The organism is Rhodococcus ruber NBRC 15591, from assembly GCF_001894945.1.
Taxonomy (GTDB): Bacteria; Actinomycetota; Actinomycetes; order Mycobacteriales; family Mycobacteriaceae; genus Rhodococcus; species Rhodococcus ruber.
Window position 1 is genome coordinate 81,434 of record NZ_BCXE01000012.1, and the last position, 25,084, is coordinate 106,517.

Genomic DNA, 25,084 nt, shown 5'->3' on the forward strand with positions numbered 1-25,084 from the left:
TCCCGGCCGCTACGCGAGCGGTTCGATGTCGGGCAGTCTCCATGTCTTGTCGAACCACGGTTCCAGCGGACCGTAGAGCCGGAATGCCACGAACCAGCTCTTGCCGGGCAGCGTCTGGATCCAGTTTCGGCTGTCCTCGGGCCGGTCGGGACCGAAGCGGACGTCGACCGAGCCGTCGTCGTTCGGGGCGAGGTCCTTGTCTTGACTGGAAATCGACGGCCAGTCCTGTCCGGTCTGCAGCATCGAGCGGGTCTGGGTGTCGTAAGCGATGACGGACCAGAAGTTGGCGACCGGAACATTCGCGGGCACGTGCAGCCGGTAGGTCCTGCCGCCGTCGAAGTGCGCGCCCTCGGAGTCGACGAAGGCAAAGGCGTACTGCGATGCGGCGCCGACCATCTCGACCTCGAGGGCCGGACTGATCGGTGCTCCCACAAAGTAGTACTGGGCGACGGAGTCCAGCAGGGCGGCGCCGTCCTCCTGGAAGCGGTAACCGCCGAGAAGCACGGTCCGCCAGGTGCTGTCCGGGTAGTAGTACGCCTCCGGCCGGCGGAACCGGTAACAGAGGGCACGGGCAGTGGCGTCGGCTACGGTGGCAGCTTCGGTGAGGACGGCCCGCATCCGCTCGTCGGGGTCGAACGGCTTACCTTGCCGAATGCCGATCGAGGCGAACATCCCCAGGGTGAGAGGATCGGACGACTCGGCTGGCTCGGACTGCACGGTCTCGTCGAGCAGCTCCCACGCCCGATACTCGGCGGGCGCAACGAAGACGATCGGTTCGGGTGAGATGTTCACGAAACGGAGCGGCGGCGGGTCGTCGGCCTCCGCCAGCGGATAGACCCGAGCCATGGCCTTGATGGCCTCGACGCCCGGGTGAGGATCGCCGTGCTCGTCGAGGAAGCTGCGCCACAGCAGCCACAGGACGTAGGTGCGCGGCCGCACGACCAAGTAACCGCCGGGGACCTTGCGGTCGTAGCCGGGCGGCAGGAACAGGTACTTGCCGCCCTGGCCCCTGTCCGGCCCGGTCAGGCCGACGTCGACGACCCACCGCTGCCAGGCATCGTTGATCATGCCCAGCACGCTCGGAGGGCTTTCGAGAACAAGCGGGCCGTCGTGCAGGTCCATCAGCATGGTGCTGTACGAAGTGTTGTTGTTGCCGGTGAGGACCACGCTGCGCGGGTAGACCAGGTCTTCCCAGATCGCCATGGTCGAGTTGGCCGGACCCAGCGCCAGCATTGCCTTACGCACCGCTGCCACTTCGACCGGGGCCAGGGCCAGCAGGTACGCCTGTACCGCCCGCTGGAAATCCAGGTTGTCGAACACCGTCCGGGTCGTCTCGTCGTCCGGGACTCCGTCGAAGAACCGCAGCGTGCCCAACCGGGTGCGGACTTCGTCCGGCACCTCGATACCAGGCGGAATCGGGGTGCTGTTCGAATGCGAGGTCATGGAGTCCTCCTGTGTCGACAGCCCCTGCCGGGATCCTCGGCCCACGCGACCGCTTGCGCCACCCACTCAGTGTGGACCGTTACTGCCCCACGGTCTGCCGGATCGACGAGAACACGCGACGGGGCGCCGGCACGCCACCGGCAGTTCGGCCGGTTCGATTCGCTCGCCGCCGTGGTCGTCGCGGTCTACTTCTCGTCGGGACGACGCGAGCCGTGGGGCGAGACGAATTCGACAGGTACGTCGTCGACGACGTTCTCGGCGAACGAGAAGCTGCCGTCCTCGTAGTGGGTCGGTCTCGCCAAGCGCAGCAGCCTCCCGCCGTCGTAGACGCCCATCACCCGCCAGTACTCCTCGGCCCACCAGACACCTTGACCGAGCCGCACTTCGCCGGGTTTCACGAAAACCTCCTGGCCGGACTCGAATTGCGCCGTCGACGGGTCGGTGTCGATGGCCGGAGCGGCGCGCGCGTCGCCGGCGCGAGGCTCTCGGGCAATCGTATTGTTCACGCACCGGGAGTGCAGGTGTCTGGCATAGTCGATCCCGGTCCGACGTCCGGGTGGTGGTGGGGTATGCCGTGGGTTTCGTGATTGGCCGATCCGTCCGAAGCGCTGTGTTCGCGATCGCGCTCGCACTGGTTGCGACCGTGTCCGGCACCGGCAGTGCCGGTGCCGAACCGCTGCTACCCGCTCCCGATCCGGACCCGTTCTACGCCGCGCCGCCCGATCTCCCGGCGCGCGCACCGGGCGATGTGCTGCGGGTCCGGCAGTTGCCGCCCTCGTACTACTTTCCGGGCAGCACGGTGTGGGAAGTGCTGTTCCGCACCACGGATTCGCAGGATCGACCCGTCGCGGCGAATACGACCTTCGTGCGGCCGGCGCATCACGTGCCGAACGGGCCGCTGCTGTCGTATCAGCACATCATCAACGCGCTCGGGCACAAGTGCAAGATCGTCTCCCAGCTCTACACCAGCCATCCGTTGCACCAGATCCGGGAGGCCGCCGGACTCAATCTTGCGCTGGCGCGCGGGTGGGCGGTGGCGCTGCCCGACCATCTGGGCCCACGGATGGCCTACGGCGCCGCCAAGCTCGGCGGCCGGGTCACGCTGGACGGAATCCGCGCCGTGCAACGCGTGCCGGAACTGCAGGTGGCGGAGAGCAAGGTCGCGCTGGGCGGCTATTCGGGGGGCGGGATGGCCACCTCGTGGGCCGCGGCGCTGGCCCCGGAATACGCCCCGGAGCTGAACATCGTGGGAGCCGCCGAGGGCGGTGTCCCGATGAACCTGGTGAAGATGGCCGAGAGCCTGGGCACCGCGCCGCATCCGGCGTTCGGCCTCGCGATGGCTGCCGCCCTCGGGCTCGAACGCGAGTATCCCGACCGCATCCACGTCACCCCGCAGCTCAACGCCCAGGGACACTGGCTCAAGCAGCTGATCGCCAACGGCTGCACCAACGAGATCATGTTCTGGGGAGTCGGTCGCAGCGCGGCCGAGATGACCGACAACCGCCGGTTCCTCGACGATCCGGCAGCGCGGACGGTGATGGAGGAGAACAGCCTCGAGCTGTATGCCGGCGTGCCGAAGGCGCCGATCTTCGAATGGCACAGTCCGACAGATGCGCTCATCCCGGTCGACTCCGTGATCGCCACGATGCGCCGCTACTGCGCGGCCGGGGTGCCGGTGCAGACTCTCCTGACCCCGACGCCCGACCATCTCTCCGCTGCCGCCCTGGGCCTGTTCCCGGCCCTGGACTGGGTCGACGCACGGTTCCGCGGCGAACCGGCGCCCAGCACCTGCTGACGCCTCCGCCGTTTGCGCAACTGCCCACGTCGGCGATTGCTGCGGATCTACACTCGGCGCATGGCTGCGCTGCGGGCGGTGGACGAGACGGTCGACTTCGCGAAGATCGACGATCAGGCCCCGTCGGTGGCCCGGTTGTTCGTCGACCGGGTCGCCGCGACGCCGGAGGCCGAGGCCTTCCGGTACCCCCGGGGCGACGGCTGGGGAAGCACGACCTGGCGTCAGGTCGGCGACCGGGTCACCGCACTCGCCGCGGGCTTGATCGCGCTGGGAGTCGAACCCGAGGACCCGGTGGCGATCGCCTCGTCGACCCGGTACGAGTGGGTGCTCGCCGACTTCGCGATCATGTGCGCCGGCGCCGCGACCACCACCATCTATCCCACGACCAACGCGCCCGACGTCGCCTTCATCGTCGGCAACTCGGGCAGCGCCGTCGTGGTCGCGGAGGACTGGACCCAGGTCGACAAGCTCGTCGCCCACCGCGCCGATCTGCCCGAGGTGCGGACCGTGGTGGTCGTCGACGGCGAAGGCGACGGGGACTGGGTCGTCACCCTCGCCGACCTGGAGGGCCGGGGCCGCGCACTGCTCGCCGAGTCGCCCTCCGTCGTCGCCGACCGGGTGGCTGCGATCCGTCCCGAGCAGTTGGCGAGCATCATGTACACCTCCGGCACCACCGGCAAGCCGAAGGGCGTGCTGCTGCCGCACTCGGGGTGGACGTACACCGCCGCGGCCGTCGACGCGGTGAACATCCTCGGCCCCGACGACCTGAACTTCCTCTGGTTGCCGCTGTCGCACGCCTTCGGCAAGGTGATGCTGGCGTTGCCGCTGCAGATCGGCTTCACCACGGTGATCGACGGCCGCGTGGAGAAGATCGTCGAGAACCTCGCTGTCGTGCGCCCCACCTTCATGGGCGCCGCGCCGCGCATCTTCGAGAAGGCGCACGCGCGCATCGAGGCGATGGTCGCCGAGGAGGGCGGGGCGAAGAAGAAGATCTTCGACTGGGCCGTCGGCGTCGGCCTGCGTGTCTCGCAGGCCCGGCAGGAGGACCGCACCCCGTCCGCCCTCGACCGGCTCCGGTACCGGATCGCCGACCGTCTGGTGTTCTCCACCGTCAAGGAACGTTTCGGCGGTCGCCTGCGGTTCTTCGTCTCGGCGGCGGCGCCGCTCGACCGTGCCGTCGCGCAGTGGTTCGATGCCGCCGGCATCATCATCCTCGAGGGGTACGGCCTGACCGAGACATCCGCCGCGTCGTTCATCAACCGCCCGTACGCGTACCGGCTCGGCACCGTGGGCTGGCCCTTCCCCGGTACGGAGGTGCAGATCGCCGAGGACGGCGAGGTACTCCTGCGCGGGCCGGGCGTCATGGACGGCTACCACGAGCGGCCCGAGGCCACCGCGGAGGCGCTCGAACCGGACGGCTGGTTCCACACCGGCGACATCGGGGAACTCGATTCCGAGGGTTTCCTGCGGATCACCGACCGCAAGAAGGACCTGTTCAAGACCAGTCAGGGCAAGTACGTCGCGCCGTCCGCGATCTCCGCCGCCTTCAAAGGCATCTGCCCGTACGCCGGCGAGATCGTCGTGTACGGCGAGAGCCGGCCCTACTGCGTCGCCCTCGTCGGCCTCGATGCCGAGGCGATCACCGAATGGGCGGGCAAGAACGGCATGGCCGGCAGGGAGTTCGGCGAGATCGCCCGGGACGAGCGGACCCACGCGCTGATCGGCGAGTGCATCGACCGGCTCAACGACCGGCTCAACCGCTGGGAGCAGATCAAGAGGTTCGCCGTCCTCGATCGGGAGCTGTCCATCGAGGCGGGAGATCTGACACCGAGCATGAAGCTGCGCCGCAAACTGGTGGTCGACAACTTCGCCGATCGGATCGAGCAGCTCTACGCCTGACGGGGCAGCATCCCCGGCGCCGGTTCGGAATCCGCCCACGTCACGGCGTGCGCGGGTTCCGAAGTGGCGGGCGGATCTCCCGGGCGCATCCCCACCTGGGATCCGGCGGGCGACGTCCGGCTGCCTCGACGGTCCGCTGTTCGAGTAGCCGGGCCTGCCGATCCGCGGGAGCCGCGTCCGGGTTCAGGCCTCCGGTCCGGCGTCGTCGTCCTCGCCCTCGGCCTGATCCGGCTGCGTCGGGGCGCTCGACTGCAACTGCTCGGGGTCGGCGTCCGGGTCCTGGGATGCGTCGTACTGCTGCGGGTTTCCGGTGTTCTCGGTCATGGGCGACGGATGCACCGGCCGGACCGGTCCTAAACCCGTTGCCGACCCGTCGTCGCTCCGGGCGGTGCCCGGCGGAGCCTGCTACCCGGAGCCTGTCCCGGCCGTCTCGTACGCCTCCGCCAGCAGCGCGACGACGCCGTCGTCGAGCTGGTCCGGGGTGGCGATGCTCAAGCGGTGGGTCGTCACCTTCGCGGTGGTCGGGAAGGCCTCCCGCAGCTGCGGGTGATGGACCCGCCGCGGCAGGTCCACGGCGATCTCGAGCCGCGACGAATAGACGAACGCCGCCGCGAAGATCCGACCGCGTCCCCATCGCACCTCGGCGGGACGGACCTGCTCCTCGACGTCGTCGCCGAGGCCCAGCACGAGCGTGCGGAGCCGGCAGAACATGTCGACGGCGGCGTCGTCCTTGTCGGCCAGGTAGTCGTCGATCGTCGCGTGCATCGCGGGCTCCTCGCCTGAGTGGCTCAACGGGACCGGCCGTAACGGTCGGCGAGCTTGTCGTCGGTGCTGCGCTCCACCGGGGCGGGCGTCGGCTCGGCCTCGGGTGCGGTCGCCGGCGCCGGTTCCTTCCGCTTGCGGCGCTCGCGCAGCTCCGCCCACACGAAGTACCCCAGCCCCAGCGGCGCCATGATTCCGAATGCCACCCACTGCAGCCCGTACGACAGGTAGGGGCCGGCGTCGAGTTGCGGCAGCGGGATCGTGCCCAGCCCCCCGGCCTGGTTCTCGGACAGCTGCAGGTATCCGCCCGTCAGCTCCAGGCCGGTGAACGCCGCGATCTGCGCGGGATCGATCGAGTAGACCTGGGCGTGGCCGGCGTCGCGGAACGGGGCCCTGCCCTCGGCGGTTCCCTCGGACATTCGCAGGCGCGCATCGACGGTCACCGTGCCGGTGGGCGGCGGGGCGAACCCGGGGATCTCCGTGCCCCGTTCCGGACGCACGTATCCGCGGTTCACCAGGACGGTGCGGCCGTCGGCGAGCCGAAACGGTGTGAGCACCTCGTAGGCGGGGGAGGACTCGACGCTGCGCAACCGCACCAGCAGATCCGAGTCCGGGAGGTACGAGCCGGTCGCGACGACGCGCCGCCACTCGTCCTCCGGAGCCGGCGCGGGCCCGGTGAGCAGCTCCTCGACCGGCACGGGGTCCGTGGCCAGCGAGGCGGTGATCCGGTCGTTGCGCTCCTCGGTGGTGGTGTTCTTGCCGAGCTGCCACGGCGCGAGCACGGTGAAGCACGCGTAGGCGAAGCCGCCCACCACCAGGGCCAGCACCAGCCAGCTCGGGCGGAGCAGGAACGTCAGTCGTCGCACGTAACCACGGTAACCGGTGACGCGGGCCTCAGTGCCGTCGCACCCAGTCGAGCAGACCCGGGATCGCCGCCTCGATCTGCCGCCGGACCAGTTCGAACTCGTGCCGGTCGCCGTAGTACGGATCCGGAACCGACTCGCCCTCGGCGTCCGGGTCGAAGCTGCGCAGCAGCGCCCGGCGCTCGGCGGGCACCCCGAGCTGCGCGAGCATCCGGTCGTGGCCGGCGTCCAGCGCGACCACCGGATCGGCGGCGAGCTGTTCGTCGGTCACGCGCCGGGCGCAGTGCCCGATCGGGTAACCGTGCCTCCGCAACAGCTCCGTGGTGCGGGGATCCGCGTCCTCGCCGGCGTGCCAGTCGCCGGTGCCCGCGCTGGTGACCCGCACCTGCCCGGCGAGGCCGGCCCTGCGGAGATGCTCGGCGAAGATCTTCTCCGCCATCGGCGAGCGGCAGATGTTGCCGGTGCACACGAACGTCACGTGCAGGCGCTCAGCGGTCACCGGTCAGCATCCTCGTCAGTTCGCCGACGCTGGACGTGGACCGGTGCGCGGCGGCCGCCTCGTCGACCGCGCCGTACCCCCACTCGACGAACACCGTCGGGATGCCCCACCGCGCGGCACCCGTCACGTCGTGCTCGCGGTCACCGACCATGACCACGCCGCCGGTGCCGCCGTCCTCGGCGGCGACCGGGTCCACCCCGAGCGCGACCAGACTGTGCGCGATCACGTCCGCCTTCGCCCGCCGGGTCCCGTCGTCGCTCGCGCCGCCGATGAAGTCGAAGTGGCCGGCCAACTCGAAATGCTCGAGGATGCGGACCGCGAAGTTCTGGTTCTTCGACGTCGCGACGGCGAGGCGGCTGCCGGCGTCGCGCACTCGCCCGAGCATCGTCGCCACCCCGTCGAAGACGGAGTTCTCCGCCCAGCCCCGCTCGTCGTACCGCTCGATGTACGCGGTGAGAGCCCGGTGAACCTGCTGCTCGTCGAGACCGAGTCCGCGCAGGGTGTCGATCATCGGCGGACCGAGGACGCGCTGCGGCTCGTCGTGCGCCGGTTCCGGAGCGCCCACCGTGGCGAGCGCATGCCGGAACCCGTCGATCACGCCCGCCGCCGAGTCCGTGAGGGTGCCGTCGAGGTCGAACAGCACCACGGGTGCCGGCAACAGCAGAGGATGCAGATCGGCGAGAGTCGTCACGCCCCCATTGTCCCGGCTGCCGGCGAGGCCCGCCGCGTAGGGTCGGGGACGGTTTGCGGGGACAGTTTGTGGGGACAACGGTGGAGACGACGGAGGAGGAGCGGTGACGGCGGTGACGCTGCGCGAGGTGATCGACGTGCTCGAGACGGCCTACCCGCCGTCGCTGGCCGAGTCGTGGGACTCGGTCGGACTGGTCGCCGGCGATCCCGACGAACCTGTGAACAGGGTGCTGCTCGCGGTCGACGCCACCGCGGCCGTGGTCGACGAAGCCCTCGACTGGGGTGCGCAACTGCTCCTCGTGCACCACCCGCTGCTGCTGCGCGGTGTCGACACCGTCGGCGCGCACACCCCGAAGGGCGCCCTGATCCACCGGCTCATCCGGGGCGGCTGCGCGCTGTTCACCGCCCACACCAACGCCGACCGCGCCGATCCGGGCGTGTCCGACGCGCTGGCACAGGCGCTCGGCCTGACCGGACTGAGGCCGATCGAGCCCAAGCCCGAACCGGCCGTCGACAAGTGGGTGGTCCTCGTGCCCGCCGACTCGGCCGAACAGGTGCGCGCCGCCCTGTTCGACGCCGGCGCGGGCCGGCTCGGCAACTACCGCGAATGCTGCTGGACGACCTCCGGGACCGGACAGTTCCGTCCCGAGGCCGGCGCGGATCCGGCGATCGGCACCGTCGGCGAACTCGAGCGCGTCGCCGAGGACCGCGTCGAGGTCGTCGCCCCGCGATCCGTGCGCGGCCGGGTGCTTGCCGCTCTGCGCGCGGCGCACCCCTACGAGGAACCCGCGTTCGACGTGCTCGAACTGGCCGAGCTGCCCGGCTCGCGGGGACTGGGCCGCGTCGGCGACCTCCCGGTGCCGCAGACGCTGCGCGAGTTCACCGAACGCGTCGCCGCGGCACTGCCGGCCACGGAGTGGGGGGTGCGCGGTGCCGGCGACCCCGACCGGATCGTCCGCACCGTTGCGGTGTGCGGCGGCTCCGGCGACTCCTTTCTCGGCACCGTCGCACGGCTCGGCGTCGATGCGTACGTCACCGCGGATCTGCGGCACCATCCGGCCGACGAGCACCTGCGCGCCGGCGGACCCGCGCTCGTCGACGTCGCGCACTGGGCCAGCGAGTACCCGTGGTGTGCGCAGGCGAAGGGAGTGCTCGACGCCGCGTTCGCCGATCGCGACGGGTGGGCGGCCCGCGTCAGCGAGCTACGCACCGATCCCTGGACCACCGCCGCCCGGTAGGTCCGGGTTCCTCGTGACCGGCCGCGCGGTACGGTAGGCAGCTATCACCCCCAGATCTCGCCGCCGAAAGCAGGAACCCGCCGAGTGAACGTCGAACCCGCCGTGCAGTCCAAGCTCCTGGCCCTCGCCGCTGTGGACACCGAGGTGACCCGCCTGGCGCACCGGCGCCGCACCCTGCCCGAACAGCAGGAGGTCGAACGGCTCGAGGCGGAACGCACCGCGCGGCGGGACGCCGCCGTCGCCGTCGAGATCATCCTCGACGACCTCGACCGCGACATCCGCAAGCTCGAAGGGGAGGTCGAGGCGGTCCGCCAACGGGAGGAGCGCGACCGCAAGCTCCTCGCCGGCGGCAGCGTGGCCGCCAAGCAGCTGTCCGAACTCCAGCACGAGCTGACCAGTCTCGAACGGCGGCAGGCGCTGCTCGAGGACGAGCTGCTCGAGGTCATGGAACGCCGGGAGGCGTCCAAGGCCGACCACGACCACGCCGGCGCGCGGCTGTCGAGCGTCGACGCCGAACTCGCGGACGCCGTCCGCCTGCGCGACGAAGCGCTCGCCGACATCGAGGTCGCCGAGCAGCGGTGCCTGAGCGACCGCGCGGCACTCGTGGAGGCCTTTCCCGCCGAGCTCGTCGACCAGTACGAGGCGCAGCGGTCGAAGACCGGCACCGGCGCGGCCCTGCTGCAGGCGCGACGGTGCGGCGCATGCCGCCTCGAACTCGACCGCGGCGAGATCTCTCGCATCGCCGCCGCCCCGCCCGAGGCGCTCGTGCGCTGCCCCGAATGCAACGCGATCCTGGTACGTACCAAGGAATCCGGGATTTGAGCCGGGTCGTTGTCGAGGCCGACGGCGGTTCGCGCGGCAACCCCGGACCGGCCGGCTACGGTGCGGTGGTCTTCGATGCCGACCGCGAGGCCGTGCTGGCCGAACGCAGCGCGAGCATCGGCCGCGCCACCAACAACGTGGCCGAATACCAAGGCCTGATCGCCGGATTGACCGCCGCCGCCGAACTCGGGGCCGACGAGGTCGACGTCCGGATGGATTCCAAGCTCGTCGTCGAGCAGATGTCGGGCCGATGGAAGATCAAGCACCCGGACATGATTCCGCTCGCCGCGCGTGCCCGCGAATTGGCCGGAGGATTCTCGCGGGTCGAGTTCACCTGGGTGCCGCGCGCGGAGAACGCCTACGCCGACCGGCTCGCCAACGAGGCGATGGACGGTGCTGCCTCGGCCACCACAGGTTCCGAACCGCCGTCGTCCGCATCGGCGCCGCCGGCGAAATCGCCCGGCTGGACCGGTGCCGTCGGGACACCCACGCGGATGCTGCTGCTGCGGCACGGGCAGACCCCGCTGTCGGTGGAGCGCCGCTACTCCGGGCGCGGTAATCCGCCGCTGACCGAGCTGGGCCGCGCGCAGGCGCGCGCGGCTGCCCGTCGGATCGGCGAGCGTGGCAATGTCGCCGCGGCGGTCTCGTCGCCGCTCGGACGGGCGCGAGAGACCGCCGAGGCCGCCGCGGCGGTGCTCGGTCTGCCCGTGACGGTGCACGACGGGCTCCTCGAGACCGACTTCGGCAAGTGGGAGGGACTGACCTTCCGCGAGGCGGCACAGCGTGACCCCGATCTGCACCGTCGCTGGCTGGGCGACACCTCGGTGCGCCCGCCGGGTGGGGAGAGCTTCGACGAGGTCCGCGGCCGTCTCGCTGCCGTCCGGGACGAACTGGTCGCGGAGTACGGCGGGGCGAACCTGCTCGTCGTCTCCCACGTCACGCCGATCAAGACCCTGCTGCAGATGGCGCTCGATGCCGGGCCGTCGCTGCTGTATCGCCTGCACCTGGACCTCGCGTCGCTGAGCATCGCCGAGTTCTATCCCGACGGCGGCGCGGCCGTGCGCCTGGTCAACGACACCTCGCACCTGTAGGCGCCCGCGGCATCGGTGTGTCCTTTGGGCTGCGGTAGCCGCCCAAAGGACACACCGGCGGCGGCGTCCCGGTTGGGTGACCGACACGTGGGGTATGCACCAGCGAGAGTGGTTACACCGACAGTGATCACACCGACGGTGATCACACCGACGGTGATCACACCGACGGTGGCCAGAGCAGCAGTCTGGGCAGCATTCGGAGGTGCCGACAATGACCGAACCGCACGACGAGCCGAATCTCGACGACGTCATCACTCCGACGGAACACGTCACCCGCGATCGCCGTGAGCACGGCAAAGCGCCGGAACGCCTCGACGACGACTATCTCGAATATCGCACCGAACAGGAACGCATCGCCGCCGGTCTCGACGACTACGACCCCGATCGCGTACCTCCGGCGACGGACTGACCCCGTCCGCGGGCGCCCGACCCCGCACGCGGCGTTCCGTCGTTCACACCTGCAGTTTCCGCAGCGTGCGCAGGTTGCGCGTCGTGGTCACCGCCTTGTAGCGGGGCTTGCCGAGGCTCCGGCCGAAGGCGCTCCGGACCGTCTGCCCGCGCTCGACGTCCCAGTACAGGACGCCGTCGCCCCGGACGACGCGCTCGACCGCCGGATCGAGACCCGCCGCCGTCGCCGCGAGTTCGTCCAGAACCGCGGGATCGGCGACGAAGATCGCGTATGCGTGCCGGCCGTCGCGCTCCTGGAACGGGTAGGCGTCGACGATCGCCGCGACGGCGGCCTGATCGTGGACGAACACGAACGCCTCGTAGCCGAATCGAGCGCGCAGCGCCGCCTCGATCCGTGCCTTCGATTCGGCGGTGTCGGCCGGGCCGGCGTCGAACAGCACGTTGCCCGACGCGAGCACGGTGCGGACGTTCCCGAAACCGAGTCCGGAGAACACGTCCTTCAGATCCGCCATCGCGATGGTGATGCCGCCGACGTTGATGCCGCGCAGCAGAGCCACATATCTCGCCATGGCGGTACCGTAGTTCGCATTTGCGACACGTGAGGCAGTACGCTGATCGACGCGGACGAGTTGGCCGGGCGACCGCGGCACAGGGAACCGGCACCGTGGCGGTGCCAGGCCCTGGATCGAGGAAAGTCCGGACTCCACAGAGCAGGGCGGTTGCTAACGGCAACCCGAGGTGACTCGCGGGACAGTGCCACAGAAATCAGACCGCCCACCCTTCGGGGTGGGTAAGGGTGAAACGGTGCGGTAAGAGCGCACCAGCACCCCGGGTGACCGGGGTGGCTCGGTAAACCCCGCCCGGAGCAAGGTTGAAGGCCGCACCGACCCGTCGGTGCGGCTGCGCAGGTGTCCGAGGGCTGCTCGCCCGAGCCTGCGGGTGAACCGCTCGAGGTACCCGGCGACGGTGTGCCCAGATGGATGGTCGCCACCCCGCCTCGGCGGGGTACAGGATCCGGCTTACAGGCCGGCTCGTCCGCCCACTCGGCTCAGATCGGGGCGACGACCAGCAGGTGCGCCCAGAAGGAGGCGGCCTCGTGTCCCAGGTAGGGGAGCAGGAAGTCGTAGAGCAGGTACGACATGCGATTCCTTTCGCGTCGTCGAGCGGGGACCAGGGGCCGACCGTACCAGCCGCGCCGTCGCACGCGGGTTACCCCGACACTCGGCACCGCGTGGGGCAGACTGGGAGTCATGAGCGACGAGGGCTGGTACTACGACGTACACACCGGAAAGGTCAGCCAGGGGAAGGACCCGAGCGCGCTGAACCGCATGGGGCCGTACCCGGACCGCGCCACCGCCGAACGGGCACTCGAGATCGCGGCCGAGCGCAACAGGGCAGCGGACGACGCCGACGAGGAATGGAACCGCTGAGCGGTTCCCCGGCACGGTGACGCACACCCGCATCGTCGTCGCGCCCGCGATCGACTTCGGTGCCGTCCGCGCCGAATTCGCGCTCGACGACGACTACCCCCTGCCCGCCGTCGCCGAGGCCGACGCCGCAGCCGACCGCTGGTCCGCCGCGCGGCTGGACCGCACGGATCTGCCCCTGGTGACCATCGACCCACCGGGATCGATGGATCTCGACCAGGCCCTGCACCTCGAGCGGACCGTCGACGGATTCGTGCTGCACTACGCGATCGCCGACGTCGCGGCCTTCGTCGCCCCCGGCGGCGCGCTCGACCGCGAGAGCAGGCGCCGCGGTCAGACCTACTACCTGCCCGACGGGTCGGTCCCGCTGCATCCGCGGTCGTTGTCCGAGGACGCGGCCAGTCTGCTGCCCGGCCGCGTGCGCCCGGCGGCGCTGTGGCGCATCGTTCTCGACGAGGCCGCCGAGCCTGTGGATGTGACGGTGCGGCGCGCACTGGTCCGATCCGTCGCACGGTTCGACTACGCCGGGGTGCAGGCCGGTGTCGACGCCGGTGTCGTGCACCCGTCGATCGCGGCGCTGCCCGAGTTCGGCCGGCTCCGCGAAGCGGCGGCCCGGGCCCGGGGCGCGATCGAACTGCGGCTGCCCGAACAGGACGTGATCGCCGACGGGAACGGCTGGCGGTTGACCACCCAGCCGCGCACGGAGGTCGACGACTGGAACTCCCATGTCTCGCTGCTGACCGGAATGTGCGCGGCGCAGATGATGCTCGACGCGCGGATCGGGTTGCTGCGAACCCTGCCGGCGGCCGCTCCCGAAGCCGTGACGCAACTGCGGCGCACCGCCTCCGCCCTGGGCGTGCCCTGGCCGGCCGATGTGCCGGTGGGTAGTTTCCTGGCCGGCCTCGACATGACCGTGCCCGGCACGCTGGTGCTGATGAGCGAGGCCCCCGCGCTGCTGCGCGGCGCGTCGTACGTCGCGTTCGACGGCGAGGTGCCGGAGCAGCCGGGGCACGGGGCGATCGGAGCGCCGTACGCACACGTCACGGCGCCGCTGCGGCGGTTGGCCGACCGGTTCGCGACGGAGGTGTGCCTGGCGGTCTGTGCCGGCACCGACGTGCCGGCATCCGTGCGCGCGGCGCTCCCGGAGCTTCGCGAGACCATGACCGGTTCCGATGCGCTCGCCGGGAAGGTGACCCGCGCGTGCATCGAACTCACCGAGGCGACGGTCCTCGTCCCGCACGTGGGGGAGACGTTCGATGCGACGGTCCTGCGCGCGACGAACGGCCGCCGGGACGCCGAGGTGTTCGTGCCCGACGCCACCGTGATCGCCCCGTGCACCGGGGAACCGAAGGAAGGCAGCCGAATCCGGATCCGGCTCACACACGCCGACCCGCAGACGCGGAAGGTGCGGTTTGCGTACCCGGCGTGACGGCGCTGCCGGCCGCGAGCGGCGGCCGCGGGGCCTGTTCGCCGGCATCGTCGCCGCGGTGGCGCTCGTGGTCCTCGCCGCGGTGCTGGTGCTCGGCGCGGTACCGAGCCGATACCTGCCCTGGGACACCGCCGATTTCCCGGACGTGGACACCTCGTCGCTGACGCAGCCGCAGGCGCGGATCGTGGAGTTGCTCGGGGACGAACACCGCACGCAGCGACCCGGGACCTTCTATTCCGAGGGCGCCGAGGAGCCGTGGTGCGCGAACTTCGTCAGCTGGATCATGCGGGAAGCGGGCCGCCCGCTGGCCAATCCGCATTCCGGGCACTGGCGGATCCCCGGCGTGTACACCCTGCAGGAGTACTACGACTCGGCCGGCCGATTCGAACCGGCCGGCGGCGGCTACCGGCCGGTGGTGGGTGATGTGGTGCTGTACGAGAACGAGCTGTGGGTCGGCCAGCACACCAACATCGTCGTCGCGGTCGACGGCGACACCGCGACGACCGTCGGCGGCAACGAACTCGGCCGTATCCGCGTGCACACCGTCGACGTCACGTCCGACTCGGCGGTGGTCGGGTTCGGCCGCCTCGAATGAGGTTCAGCGAAAGCGGTCGGTCGCCTCGAGCAGGTGATGGGTGATGCCGGGTTCGTTCGCGGCGTGCCCGGCGTCGTCGACGACGACGAAGTCCGAGCCGGGCCATGCCTTGTGCAGTTCCCACGCGCTCGTCGCGGGGCAGACCACGTCGTAGCGGCCCTGCACGATCACCCCGGGAACGGCGTGCAGCCGCCCGGCGTCGCGCAGCAGCTGCCCTTCCTCGAGGAAACCGCGGTGGCGGAAGTAGTGGTTCTCGATGCGGGCGAACGCCAGCGCGAAACGCGGGTCCGACGTCTCCGCCACCCGTTCCGGTGCGGGCAGCAGGGCGCTGGTCGCACCCTCCCACGTCGACCACGCCACGGCGGCCCGCAGCGCGACGTCGGGGTCGGGCGAATGCAGCAGCCGGTGGTACGTGTCGACCGGATGCTCGCCCTCCGGCGCGCCGGTCAGCGGTTCCAGGAAGCGCTCCCACAGTTCGGGGAAGAGCTGTCCGGCACCGCCCTTGTAGTACCAGTCGATCTCGCTGCTGCGCAGCAGGAAGATGCCGCGCAGCACCAGCTCGGTGACCCGGTGCGGATGCCGTTGCGCATACGCCAGCGCCAGTGTCGACCCCCACGAGCCACCGAACACCTGCCAACGGCCGATCCCCAGCCGCCGCCGCAAGGCTTCGATGTCGGCGAGCAGGTACTCGGTGGTGTTGGCGGACAGATCGGCGCCGTCGGCGACGTGCGGGACCGACCGGCCGCAGCCGCGCTGATCGAACAGCACGATCCGGTACGCCTCCGGATCGAAGAACCGGCGGTGTGCGGGGACGGTGCCGCCGCCGGGGCCGCCGTGCAGGAACACCACCGGCTTGCCGGCCGGATTGCCGCTGACCTCCCAATAGACGCGCTGGCCGTCACCGACATCGAGCATGCCCTGCTCGTGCGGCTCGATCGGCGGGTACGGCTGCCGCAACGGCATCAGAAGCCGACCAGGGCGGACGCGAGGGTCGGGATCTGCAGCGCCTCGAGTGCCTCGCCGCGCACCTCGGGGCACTGGGCGGAGGCGATCGCGTCGACCCGGTCACGGTCCCGGGCGAGCGCCAGCATGTCGATGCCGTTGCGGGCGGCCCACTCGCCGACCAGCAGGTTCAGACCGGGCTTGCTCATGGACGGGGTGTAGGTGCGCCAGCTCTGCAGCTGGGCCTCCATCTGCGAGCACAGCTCGGCGGCCTGGGGCTCCGTGACTCCACCCGGAAGCGTGCTCGGCTCCGATGTCGCGTCCGTCGTCGGCTGCGCCGACACGGAACTCGAGCCGCTGGGGGCGGGCTGGCCGCCGGACGCGCACCCGGCCAGGCCGGCGATCGTCGCACCGGCGACGGCAACGGCGAGCAGTGTGCGACGGGGACGAATCATCTGCGGTGCACCTCGTGGGTCGGTACGGCCCGGGCCTACGGGCGAGGGAACCTGCGGCCGGACCGGCCGCAGGTTCCCTCGCCCTGCCGGATCAGAAGGAATGCTCGGGACCGGGGAACGTCCCGGCCGCCACCTCTGCAGCATATTCGGCGGCCGCGCGGCGCAGTTCGTCGCCCACGCTGCCGAACTTCTTGACGAACTTCGCGGTCCTGCCGCTGGTGTATCCGGCCATGTCCTGCCACACGAGGACCTGGGCGTCGCACTCGTTTCCGGCACCGATCCCGACCGTGGGGATGGTCAGCTTGCGGGTGACCTGACCGGCGATGTCGGCGGGCACCATCTCCATGACCACGGAGAAGGCGCCGGCCTCCTGCACGGCGATGGCGTCGGCGACGAGCTGTTCGGCGCCGTCGCCGCGACCCTGCACCCGGAAACCGCCGAGGCTGTTGACCGACTGCGGGGTGAACCCGACGTGCGCCTGGACGGGGATGCCGGCGGCGGTGATCGCGGCGATCTGCGCGGCGACCCGCTCGCCGCCCTCGAGCTTGACGGCGTGGGCGCCGCCTTCCTTCATGAAGCGGATGGCGGTGGCGAGGGCCTGCTCCGGCGATGCCTCGTAGGTGCCGAAGGGCAGGTCGGCGATCACCAGGGCGTGCGGGGCGCCGCGCACCACGCCGCGTACGAGGGGGAGCATCTCGTCGACCGTGACCGGCACGGTCGTGTCGTAGCCGTAGACGACGTTCGCGGCGGAGTCGCCCACGAGCAGCACCGGGATGCCGGCCTCCTCGAAGATGCGGGCGCTCGAGTAGTCGTACGCCGTCAGCTCGGCCCAGCGCCGGCCCTCGGCCTTCATGGCCTGCAGGTGATGGACCCGCGTCTTGCGGCGAGGAGCGTCGGACGGAGTCGAGCCGCCGTAGAGGGCAGTCGTGGATTCGGACATCAGAGGTCCCTTTCTGCCTCGAGGCCCGTGCGGGTCCCCGGGTTGGGTGATGACGGTCTCAGTCTGCCACCGGCGTCATCCGGGCAGTAGCGGCACCGGTGGTGCGATTGGTCACATCCGCCGGTCGCGGCCGCAGGACCGGTCCCGAACCGCCGACCCGGCCGCAGGACCGGTCCCGAACCACCGAGCCGGCCGCGGTTGCTCCCGTGGCACCATCGCTGGGTGTCGTCCCTTCCACTCCGCGCCGTCGCGGTGACCGCCGTGGCGCTGCTCGCCGCCGGATGCAGCACCACGACCGAGACCGCGCCGCCGCGGACGGCGCCGCTCGGCGCCCCGGCCGGCCTCGAGCAGTTCTACGGACAGCAGGTGCAGTGGGAGTCCTGCCGGGACTACGGCGCCGACGCCGGCTCGCTGCCGCGCGGCGTGCAGTGTGCGCGGATCACGGTGCCGCTGGACTACGACGACCCGGGCGGGGAGACGATCACCGTGGCGATCTCGCGTTCGCCCGCGTCGGGGCAGCGGATCGGCTCGCTGCTCGTCAACCCCGGCGGACCGGGTGCGTCCGGGCTCGGGCTGGCCACCGTCGCCGACGGCACCGAGCTGACCGACCGTTTCGACGTGATCGGCTTCGATCCCCGCGGCATCGGCGCCTCCGAGCCCGCGGTGCGCTGCCGCACCGACGCCGAGGCGGACGTCGACCGCGCGTTCGACGACGGCGACATGAGTCCCGAGGGCATCGCGCGCACGGAGCAGCGGCACCGCGACTACGCCGAGGCCTGCGCGCAACGCACCGGCACCGACCTGCTCGCCCACGTGGGCACCCGCGAAGTGGTGCGCGACATGGACGTGCTCCGTTCCGTCCTCGGCGACGAGAGACTCAATTACCTCGGCTTCTCGTACGGCACCCGGATCGGCACGCTCTATGCGGAAACCTTCCCCGACCGGGTGCGGACGATGGTGCTCGACGGTGCGCTCGATCCCGAGCAGGATCCCCTCGACGAGGTCCTGCTGCAGGCGGCCGGCTTCCAGACCGCATTCGACGCGTTCGCGGCGGACTGCGCCCGCTACGACGACTGTGCGCTCGGCACCGACCCGGCTGCGGCGGTGGAGAAGTTCCGCGCTCTCGTGGATCCGTTGATCGCGGCGCCCGCGGACACCACGGATCCGCGGGGTCTGAGCCACCGGGACGCGGTCACCGGGGTGCAGCAGGGCCTGTACTCGCCGCGGCTGTGGGGTTCGCTGCGGGCGGGCCTCGCGGCGCTGACCGACGGCCGGGGCGACACGCTGTTGCTGCTCGCGGACCTGTACGAGGGACGCGGCGACGACGGCACCTACACCAACGCCACCGACGCGTTCAATGCGATCCGGTGCGTGGACGATCCGCCGGTGACGGACCCGGCCGTCGCGGCCGAGGCCGACCGGCTGTACCGGCAGGCGGCGCCGTTCCTCGACGACGGCCGCGCGAGCGGCGCCGCGCCGCGGGATCTGTGCGCCTTCTGGCCGGTGCCGCCCACCGGTGCGCCGCACACCCCGGACGTGCCGGGCCTGCCGACCGTGCTCGTCGTCTCCACCACCGGGGACCCCGCGACGCCGTACCAGGCGGGGGTGGACCTGGCCCGGCAACTCGGTGGCACGCTCGTCACCTTCACGGGTACCCAGCACACCATCGTCCTGGACGGCGAGGACTGCGTCGACGACCCGGTGACCGGCTATTTCGTGACCGGGCAGGCGCCCGCCGCGGACCTGCGGTGCTGACCACCCGACGATGTGAGCGACACGCCGGAACCACAACCCGCGGATGTAACACGGATTTAACGCACTGTGCCTAGTCTCGGCCGTATGGATCGCCAGAAGGAGTTCGTGCTCCGCACCCTCGAAGAGCGCGACATTCGGTTCGTGCGCTTGTGGTTCACCGACGTCGTCGGAACCCTCAAGTCGGTGGCGATCGCCCCGGCCGAACTCGAAGGAGCCTTCGAGGAGGGCATCGGGTTCGACGGCTCGGCCATCGAGGGTTTCTCCCGCATCTCCGAGGCCGACATGGTCGCCCGCCCGGACGCCTCGACCTTCCAGGTGCTGCCGTGGGCCGACGGCAAGGGTCAGCAGTACTCGGCCCGCATGTTCTGCGACATCACCATGCCCGACGGCACCCCCAGCTGGGCCGACCCGCGACACGTGCTGCGTCGCCAGCTCAACAAGGCGTCCGACCTGGGCTTCAGCTGCTACGTGCATCCCGAGATCGAGTTCTTCCTCATCGAGAACGGTGAACCGGGGGCGCTGCCGGTGCCCGCCGACGACGGCGGCTACTTCGACCAGTCGGTGCACCGCTCGGCCCCGAACTTCCGCCGGCACGCCATCGACGCGCTCGAGTCGATGGGCATCTCCGTCGAGTTCAGCCACCACGAGACCGCACCCGGTCAGCAGGAGATCGACCTGCGGTACGCCGACGCGCTGTCCATGGCCGACAACGTGATGACCTTCCGCTACGTGGTCAAGGAGATCGCGATGTCGGAGGGCGTGCGCGCGACGTTCATGCCCAAGCCGTTCCGCGAGCACGCGGGCTCGGCCATGCACACCCACATGAGCCTGTTCGAGGGCGAGAACAACGCGTTCCACGATCCGGACGATCCGTTGCAGCTCTCGGCGACCGGCAAGGCGTTCATCGCCGGGGTGCTCGAGCACGCCAACGAGATCAGTGCCGTGACCAACCAGTGGGTCAACTCGTACAAGCGCATCGTGCACGGCGGCGAGGCGCCCACCGCAGCGTGCTGGGGCCCGTCCAACCGTTCCGCCCTGGTGCGGGTGCCGATGTACACGCCGAGCAAGGCGTCGTCGCGCCGGGTCGAGATCCGCACACCCGACTCGGCCTGCAACCCGTACCTGACGTTCGCGGTGCTGCTCGCCGCCGGCCTGCGCGGCATCGAGAAGGGCTACGAGCTCGGGCCCGAGGCCGAGGACGACGTGTGGGCGCTGACCTCCGCGGAACGGCGTGCGATGGGGTACCGCGAGCTGCCCACCGACCTCGACATCGCCCTGCGGGAGATGGAGAAGTCGGAACTGGTGGCCGAGGCACTCGGGGAGCATGTGTTCAACTTCTTCCTCCGCAACAAGTGGACGGAGTGGGAGAACTACCGCAGCCAGGTCACCCCGTACGAACTGGATCAGTATCTGGGCTTGTAACCCCTTGCCGGCCGCGGCCGCCCGGGGGAGTCGCCGCGGACCGGCCGGTTGACGACGACGAAGAGGTGAGGTCCGTGCCCACTCGGGCGGCAGTGTCCCGCGCCGGAACGACGCCACCATGGTGAGACCGCCGGCGGCGCGCTCGGCGATACCGAGCGCCGGGCGGCTCGGCCTGCTCGCTCCGACCGCGCCGGACGAGCTCCGGCAGCTCGGCTGGACCGGCACCGAGAGCACCGAACTGCTGTGGGCGCTCTCGCGCGCACCCGACGCGGACCTCGCGCTGCGGACCCTGGCCCGCCTGCACGACGCGCTCGGGGATGGCTGGGCGGAACTCGTCGCCGCGCTGCGCACCGACAAGGGACTGCGCGGGCGGCTGTTCGGCCTGTTCGGAGGCTCGTCCGCCCTCGGCGACCACATCGTCGCCCACCCGGAGCGGTGGCGTGATCTCGCCGGGGCGCTGCACCTGCCCGACCGGCGAACCCTCACCGAGCGGATGCTCGGCTGTGTCGACGCCGAGCCCGAGGCCGGGACGGGCGAGAACCGTCTGATCTACCGGGCGAAGATCACCGGTCCGGCCGCGGTGGCGGCTCTGCGCACCGGCTACCGCGATCAGTTGGCGCTGCTCGCGGCCGCCGATCTCGCCGCCGTCGTGGAGAACGAACCGGTCCTGCCGTACCTCGAGGTGGGCCAGCGGCTCGCGGATCTCGCCGATGCGGCCCTGACGGCGGCCCTGGCGGTGGCCGTCGCCAACGTCGTCACGGACGGTCCCTGCCCCGTCGACCTGGCCGTGATCGCGATGGGCAAGTGCGGGGCCCGCGAGCTCAACTATGTCAGCGACGTCGACGTCGTGTTCGTCGCCGAGCCGTCCGATGCCCGCGCCAGCCGCATCGCCGGGGAGATGATGCGGATCGGCACCTCGGCGTTCTTCGAGGTCGACGCCGCGCTGCGTCCCGAGGGCAAACGCGGCGAACTGGTCCGCACCCTGGACTCGCACGTCGCGTACTACCAGCGCTGGGCCAAGACCTGGGAGTTCCAGGCGCTGCTCAAGGCCCGGCCGATGACCGGCGACCTCGATCTCGGTCGCCGCTACGTCGAGGCACTCAGTCCGATGGTGTGGACGGCGTCCGAGCGGGATGCGTTCGTGCCCGAGGTGCAGGCGATGCGCCGGCGCGTCGAGGAGCTCGTGCCCGCCGAACTGCGCGAGCGCGAACTCAAGCTCGGCCGCGGCAGCCTGCGCGACGTCGAGTTCGCGGTCCAGCTGCTGCAGCTCGTGCACGGCCGCGCCGACGAGTCGCTCCGCGTGCCGAACACGGTGCAGGCGCTGTCCGCCCTCGCCGACGGGGGATACGTCGGGCGCGACGACGCCGCGAACCTGCGGGCCTCCTACGAGTTCCTGCGGTTGCTCGAGCACCGGCTGCAGCTGCAACGGCTCAAACGCACGCACACGCTGCCGCCCCCCGAGGACCGGGAGGCGATGCGCTGGCTCGCTCGCGCCGCGCACATGCGCCCCGACGGCCGGCACGACGCGCTCGGCGTGCTCGAGGCGGAGATCAAGCGCAACGCGGCCCGGGTACGCAAACTGCACGCGAAGCTGTTCTACCGCCCGCTGCTCGAGTCGGTCGCCCGGGTGGACAAGGAGGCGCTGCGGCTGTCGCCCGACGCCGCGGTCCGCCAGCTCGCCGCTCTCGGCTACAGCGCACCGGAGAACGCCCTCGGCCACCTGACGGCGCTGTCCGGTGGCGCCTCGCGCAAGGCCCGCATCCAGGCGCTGCTGCTGCCCCAGCTGCTCGAGGCACTGGGGGAGACGAGCGACCCCGACGCCGGCCTGCTCGCCTACCGCCGCCTGTCGGAGGCGCTCGTCGACCGGGTGTGGTTCCTGCGGACGCTGCGCGACGAGCCGTCCGTCGCGGACCGGCTCATGACCGTGCTCGGTTCCTCCGCCTACGTGTCGAATCTGCTGGTTCGGGCCCCGGACGTCGTCCGGCTCTATGCGGACGGCGCCGGTGGTCCCCGGCTCCTCGAACCGCAGCCCGAGGAGGTCGCCAAGGCCATCGTCACCTCCTCGGCCCGCTACGGCACCCCCGACAGGGCCATCAACGCGGCCCGGTCGTTGCGCCGGGCCGAACTCGCCCGTATCGCCAGCGCCGACATTCTCGGAATGCTGGACGTACCGCAGGTGTGCCGCGCGCTGTCCGCCGTGTGGGCGGCCGTGCTCGAGGCTGCCCTGAGCGCCGTGATCAAGGCGTCCGAGCTGGAGGACGGGCCGGCTCCGGCACGGCTCGCGGTCATCGGCATGGGCCGCCTCGGCGGTGGCGAGCTGGGCTACGGATCCGACGCCGACGTGCTGTTCGTGTGCGAACCGACCGCCGGCGCCGACGAGACCGCCGCGGTGAAGTGGGCGAACCAGGTCGCCGAGCGGGTGCGCGCCCTGCTCGGTGCGCCGAGCACGGATCCGCCGCTCGAGGTCGACACCGGGCTGCGACCCGAGGGGCGCAGCGGCCCGATGGTGCGCACCCTCGCGTCCTACCAGGCGTACTACGCGCAGTGGGCGCAGACGTGGGAGGTGCAGGCACTGTTGCGGGCCGACGCGGTGGCCGGGGACGCCGACCTCGGGCTGCGCTTCCTGCACATGATCGACGCCACCCGGTACCCGGCCGGCGGGGTGTCGGACGACGCGGTGCGCGAGATCCGCCGGATGAAGGCTCGCGTCGACTCGGAACGGTTGCCGCGCGGCGCCGATCCCGCCACGCACACCAAGCTGGGCCGCGGCGGTCTGGCCGACATCGAGTGGACCGTGCAGCTGCTGCAGCTGCAGCACGCTCACAACATCGAGTCGCTGCACAATACGTCGACGCTCGAGACGCTCGACGCGATCGGTGCCGCCGAACTGCTCAGCAGCGCGGACGTCGCACTGCTGCGCGACGCGTGGCTCACCGCCACTCGCGCCCGCAACGCGCTCGTGCTGGTGCGCGGCAAACGGACCGATCAGCTGCCCGGTCCGGGGAAGCTGCTCTCGGCGGTGGCGCAGGTCGCCGGCTGGCCGGGGGGTGACGCCTCCGAGTTCCTCGACCACTATCTGCGGGTCACCCGGCGTGCGCGGGCAGTCGTGGAACGCGTGTTCGGGACGTGAGATCCCGGATCCAGCTGCCGCACCCACGCGATTCGTATGTGAGAAAAGGAGATTCGTGACGACTTCGCGCCGTGTCCCGACGGTCGACGCCGTGGCCGGGGCGCTGGGGGAACTGCGGTCGCGGACGCCGGTGGTGCAGTCCCTGACGAACGTGGTCTCGGCGAACTTCGTGACCAACGTGCTTCTGGCGGCGGGCGCGAGCAATGCGCACATCGACAACGTGCACGAGGCCGGCGGATTCGCGCGGGCGGCCGACGGCGTCCTGATCAACGTCGGCACCCCCGACGATGCCACCGCGGAGGCGTTCCGTCTCGCGGCCCGCAGCGCTCACGAGGCCGGCACCCCGTGGGTCCTCGACCCGGTGGGCGTGGGCGGTCTGCCGTGGCGCAGCGACCTCGCCGCCGAACTGCTGGCGCACCGGCCGACGGCGATCCGCGGCAACGCCTCCGAGATCATCGCCCTGGCGGGCCTGCGGGGCGGGACCCGCGGCGTCGACAGTTCCGCCGACGCGGCGGCGGCGGTCCCGGCGGCGCTGGCCCTGCTCGATCGTGCCGAGGCCGTATCGGCTTCGGGCGCAATCGATCACCTCGTCGGCCAGGACGCCGGCGGGGCAGTGATCGGTGTGCGGGTCGGCGGTGGCAGTGCGATGCTGCAGCAGGTGACGGCCACGGGTTGTGCCCTCGGCGGTCTCGTCGCCGCATACCTCGCCGTCGCACCGACGCCGTTGATCGGGCTCGCCGCGGCCCACGTGCATGTCGCCGTCGCCGCGGAGATCGCCGAGGCGGCCGCCGCGGGCCCCGGCACGTTCGCCGTGGCCTATCTCGACGCCCTCTACACCGTGGACGCCGACACGCTCCGTGCCCGCGCGCAGCTCGAGATCTTCGAACCGCGCAGGTAGCTCGGCGACTCCGGATCTCTCAGCGGCAGACGACGACGAGACCCACGCCCAGCCACACCTGTCGTTCGACGCGATCGAACTCGTCGTCGTCGTGGTCGTACACGTAGTCGACCTCGGTGCGGTAGCCGCGATCTCGTTGTTCGGTGACGCGGCAGTCGCCGGACAGATTCCCGGCGCGGTTGGTGATCCTGTAGGGGATGCCTTCCGCGTCCAGGAGGGCGATCGCCTGCTGTTCGCTGAGACCGACTACATCGGGCGCGGGTTGCGCTGCGGCGAGGCCGGAACCGAGAAGGAGGGTGGCGGCGGCCGCGCACAGCGCGGCCGGGAGGGTGGTGCGCATGACAACGTCCTTTCGGGAACGATGTCGCGATGGAGTGAATCCGGTGGGGGACATCCGTGCCGCCGGTGGTGGCGGGGGCGGCGTCCGTCAGATGTGGTCTATCGGCGCGATCCGGCGGTGGATCCGGGCGGCGAGCGCCCCCGCGGCGCGGACCGTGGTCCGGCCGTGGACGACGGTGCCCCGGCACGGCGGGGTGCGCAGACGTTCATCAGCAGTTCCCCAAGGCGCCCCGACCCGGAAC

General features: G+C 71.2%; 25 protein-coding genes and 1 other RNA gene. 14 read left to right on the forward strand and 12 right to left on the reverse strand.

The window, feature by feature from the left end; all coding sequences use genetic code 11:
- Nucleotides 1–9: 9 nt before the first annotated feature.
- Together RR3_RS08215 and RR3_RS08220 are read right to left on the reverse strand one after the other, a co-directional pair.
- Nucleotides 10–1,443: a DUF1254 domain-containing protein gene (locus RR3_RS08215; RefSeq protein WP_064066117.1), complete on the reverse strand. Its 1,434-nt coding sequence runs from the start codon at nucleotides 1,441–1,443 to the stop codon at nucleotides 10–12.
- Nucleotides 1,444–1,628: 185 nt separating this feature from the next.
- A complete protein-coding gene (locus tag RR3_RS08220; protein WP_230831604.1) occupies nucleotides 1,629–1,841 on the reverse strand; it encodes a hypothetical protein in 213 nt (70 codons plus the stop codon).
- Between the two features lie 176 nt (nucleotides 1,842–2,017).
- Between RR3_RS08220 and RR3_RS08225 the strand changes: the two genes are divergently transcribed.
- Nucleotides 2,018–3,238, forward strand: a complete 1,221-nt coding sequence (locus RR3_RS08225; protein ID WP_371851030.1) for a lipase family protein — start codon at nucleotides 2,018–2,020, stop codon at nucleotides 3,236–3,238.
- Nucleotides 3,239–3,298: 60 nt separating this feature from the next.
- Nucleotides 3,299–5,137: an AMP-dependent synthetase/ligase gene (locus RR3_RS08230; RefSeq protein WP_064066118.1), complete on the forward strand. Its 1,839-nt coding sequence runs from the start codon at nucleotides 3,299–3,301 to the stop codon at nucleotides 5,135–5,137.
- Nucleotides 5,138–5,320: 183 nt separating this feature from the next.
- Here the strand turns inward: RR3_RS08230 and RR3_RS24860 are convergent, their stop codons facing one another.
- The 5 genes from RR3_RS24860 to RR3_RS08250 form a co-directional block, all read right to left on the reverse strand.
- Nucleotides 5,321–5,461 (reverse strand): hypothetical protein, encoded by a 141-nt coding sequence (locus RR3_RS24860; protein ID WP_017680347.1) that lies wholly within the window; start codon nucleotides 5,459–5,461, stop codon nucleotides 5,321–5,323.
- Between the two features lie 81 nt (nucleotides 5,462–5,542).
- The gene (locus RR3_RS08235) at nucleotides 5,543–5,902 is read right to left on the reverse strand and encodes a DUF5655 domain-containing protein (protein ID WP_010594297.1); all 360 of its coding nucleotides are present in this window, start codon (nucleotides 5,900–5,902) and stop codon (nucleotides 5,543–5,545) included.
- 23 nt (nucleotides 5,903–5,925) lie between these two features.
- Nucleotides 5,926–6,765 carry an SURF1 family cytochrome oxidase biogenesis protein gene (locus RR3_RS08240; RefSeq protein ID WP_064066119.1) on the reverse strand — a complete coding sequence of 280 codons (840 nt, stop codon included), beginning with the start codon at nucleotides 6,763–6,765 and terminating at the stop codon, nucleotides 5,926–5,928.
- Nucleotides 6,766–6,793: 28 nt separating this feature from the next.
- A complete protein-coding gene (locus RR3_RS08245; RefSeq protein ID WP_064066120.1) occupies nucleotides 6,794–7,261 on the reverse strand; it encodes a low molecular weight protein-tyrosine-phosphatase in 468 nt (155 codons plus the stop codon).
- Nucleotides 7,251–7,952, reverse strand: a complete 702-nt coding sequence (locus tag RR3_RS08250; RefSeq protein WP_064066121.1) for an HAD hydrolase-like protein — start codon at nucleotides 7,950–7,952, stop codon at nucleotides 7,251–7,253. Before RR3_RS08250 ends, RR3_RS08245 begins: the two co-directional genes overlap by 11 nt.
- Before the next feature lie 103 nt (nucleotides 7,953–8,055).
- Here RR3_RS08250 and RR3_RS08255 point away from each other — a divergent pair, with 103 nt between their 5' ends.
- The 4 genes from RR3_RS08255 to RR3_RS08270 all read left to right on the forward strand — a co-directional run bounded on the left by RR3_RS08255 (nucleotide 8,056) and on the right by RR3_RS08270 (nucleotide 11,511).
- Nucleotides 8,056–9,189 (forward strand): Nif3-like dinuclear metal center hexameric protein, encoded by a 1,134-nt coding sequence (locus tag RR3_RS08255; RefSeq protein WP_010594300.1) that lies wholly within the window; start codon nucleotides 8,056–8,058, stop codon nucleotides 9,187–9,189.
- 84 nt (nucleotides 9,190–9,273) lie between these two features.
- Nucleotides 9,274–10,011, forward strand: coding sequence for a zinc ribbon domain-containing protein (locus RR3_RS08260; protein ID WP_010594301.1), 738 nt, complete (start codon nucleotides 9,274–9,276; stop codon nucleotides 10,009–10,011).
- Nucleotides 9,969–11,102 (forward strand): bifunctional RNase H/acid phosphatase, encoded by a 1,134-nt coding sequence (locus RR3_RS08265; RefSeq protein ID WP_174557559.1) that lies wholly within the window; start codon nucleotides 9,969–9,971, stop codon nucleotides 11,100–11,102. Before RR3_RS08260 ends, RR3_RS08265 begins: the two co-directional genes overlap by 43 nt.
- Before the next feature lie 211 nt (nucleotides 11,103–11,313).
- Nucleotides 11,314–11,511, forward strand: a complete 198-nt coding sequence (locus RR3_RS08270; protein ID WP_010594303.1) for a hypothetical protein — start codon at nucleotides 11,314–11,316, stop codon at nucleotides 11,509–11,511.
- Between the two features lie 43 nt (nucleotides 11,512–11,554).
- On the opposite strand, the gene RR3_RS08275 is transcribed toward RR3_RS08270, so the two are convergent.
- Nucleotides 11,555–12,079, reverse strand: a complete 525-nt coding sequence (locus RR3_RS08275) for a DUF1697 domain-containing protein (protein ID WP_064066123.1) — start codon at nucleotides 12,077–12,079, stop codon at nucleotides 11,555–11,557.
- A gap of 56 nt (nucleotides 12,080–12,135) precedes the next feature.
- Here RR3_RS08275 and rnpB point away from each other — a divergent pair.
- From rnpB to RR3_RS08295, 4 genes are all read left to right on the forward strand, one after another.
- Nucleotides 12,136–12,548: RNase P RNA component class A (gene rnpB / locus RR3_RS08280), an RNA gene on the forward strand.
- A gap of 212 nt (nucleotides 12,549–12,760) precedes the next feature.
- Nucleotides 12,761–12,940, forward strand: a complete 180-nt coding sequence (locus tag RR3_RS08285; protein ID WP_064066124.1) for a hypothetical protein — start codon at nucleotides 12,761–12,763, stop codon at nucleotides 12,938–12,940.
- Nucleotides 12,941–12,956: 16 nt separating this feature from the next.
- Nucleotides 12,957–14,366 carry an RNB domain-containing ribonuclease gene (locus RR3_RS08290; protein ID WP_064066125.1) on the forward strand — a complete coding sequence of 470 codons (1,410 nt, stop codon included), beginning with the start codon at nucleotides 12,957–12,959 and terminating at the stop codon, nucleotides 14,364–14,366.
- The gene (locus RR3_RS08295) at nucleotides 14,350–14,961 is read left to right on the forward strand and encodes a CHAP domain-containing protein (RefSeq protein ID WP_064066126.1); all 612 of its coding nucleotides are present in this window, start codon (nucleotides 14,350–14,352) and stop codon (nucleotides 14,959–14,961) included. The genes RR3_RS08290 and RR3_RS08295 overlap by 17 nt, the downstream gene beginning before the upstream one ends.
- A 3-nt stretch (nucleotides 14,962–14,964) precedes the next feature.
- Here RR3_RS08295 and pip read toward each other — a convergent pair whose 3' ends face one another.
- The 3 genes from pip to panB form a co-directional block, all read right to left on the reverse strand.
- Nucleotides 14,965–15,924 (reverse strand): prolyl aminopeptidase, encoded by a 960-nt coding sequence (pip, locus tag RR3_RS08300; RefSeq protein ID WP_064066127.1) that lies wholly within the window; start codon nucleotides 15,922–15,924, stop codon nucleotides 14,965–14,967.
- A complete protein-coding gene (locus RR3_RS08305; protein ID WP_017680353.1) occupies nucleotides 15,924–16,358 on the reverse strand; it encodes a hypothetical protein in 435 nt (144 codons plus the stop codon). The genes pip and RR3_RS08305 overlap by 1 nt, the downstream gene beginning before the upstream one ends.
- A gap of 91 nt (nucleotides 16,359–16,449) precedes the next feature.
- The gene (gene panB / locus RR3_RS08310) at nucleotides 16,450–17,298 is read right to left on the reverse strand and encodes a 3-methyl-2-oxobutanoate hydroxymethyltransferase (protein ID WP_010594310.1); all 849 of its coding nucleotides are present in this window, start codon (nucleotides 17,296–17,298) and stop codon (nucleotides 16,450–16,452) included.
- A gap of 222 nt (nucleotides 17,299–17,520) precedes the next feature.
- Between panB and RR3_RS08315 the strand changes: the two genes are divergently transcribed.
- The 4 genes from RR3_RS08315 to thiM all read left to right on the forward strand — a co-directional run bounded on the left by RR3_RS08315 (nucleotide 17,521) and on the right by thiM (nucleotide 24,503).
- On the forward strand, nucleotides 17,521–19,053 hold the full coding sequence (locus RR3_RS08315) for an alpha/beta hydrolase (RefSeq protein ID WP_064066128.1): 1,533 nt from the start codon (nucleotides 17,521–17,523) through the stop codon (nucleotides 19,051–19,053).
- Nucleotides 19,054–19,137: 84 nt separating this feature from the next.
- Entirely contained in the window at nucleotides 19,138–20,475 is a 1,338-nt protein-coding gene (locus RR3_RS08320; protein ID WP_010594312.1) for a glutamine synthetase family protein, read from the forward strand.
- Nucleotides 20,476–20,593: 118 nt separating this feature from the next.
- Complete coding sequence (locus tag RR3_RS08325) at nucleotides 20,594–23,605, forward strand: bifunctional [glutamine synthetase] adenylyltransferase/[glutamine synthetase]-adenylyl-L-tyrosine phosphorylase (RefSeq protein ID WP_010594313.1); 3,012 nt, start codon at nucleotides 20,594–20,596, stop codon at nucleotides 23,603–23,605.
- A 55-nt stretch (nucleotides 23,606–23,660) separates the two neighbouring features.
- Complete coding sequence (gene thiM / locus RR3_RS08330) at nucleotides 23,661–24,503, forward strand: hydroxyethylthiazole kinase (protein ID WP_064066129.1); 843 nt, start codon at nucleotides 23,661–23,663, stop codon at nucleotides 24,501–24,503.
- 19 nt (nucleotides 24,504–24,522) lie between these two features.
- Here the strand turns inward: thiM and RR3_RS08335 are convergent, their stop codons facing one another.
- A complete protein-coding gene (locus tag RR3_RS08335) occupies nucleotides 24,523–24,843 on the reverse strand; it encodes a PASTA domain-containing protein (RefSeq protein WP_010594315.1) in 321 nt (106 codons plus the stop codon).
- Nucleotides 24,844–25,084 lie beyond the last annotated feature (241 nt).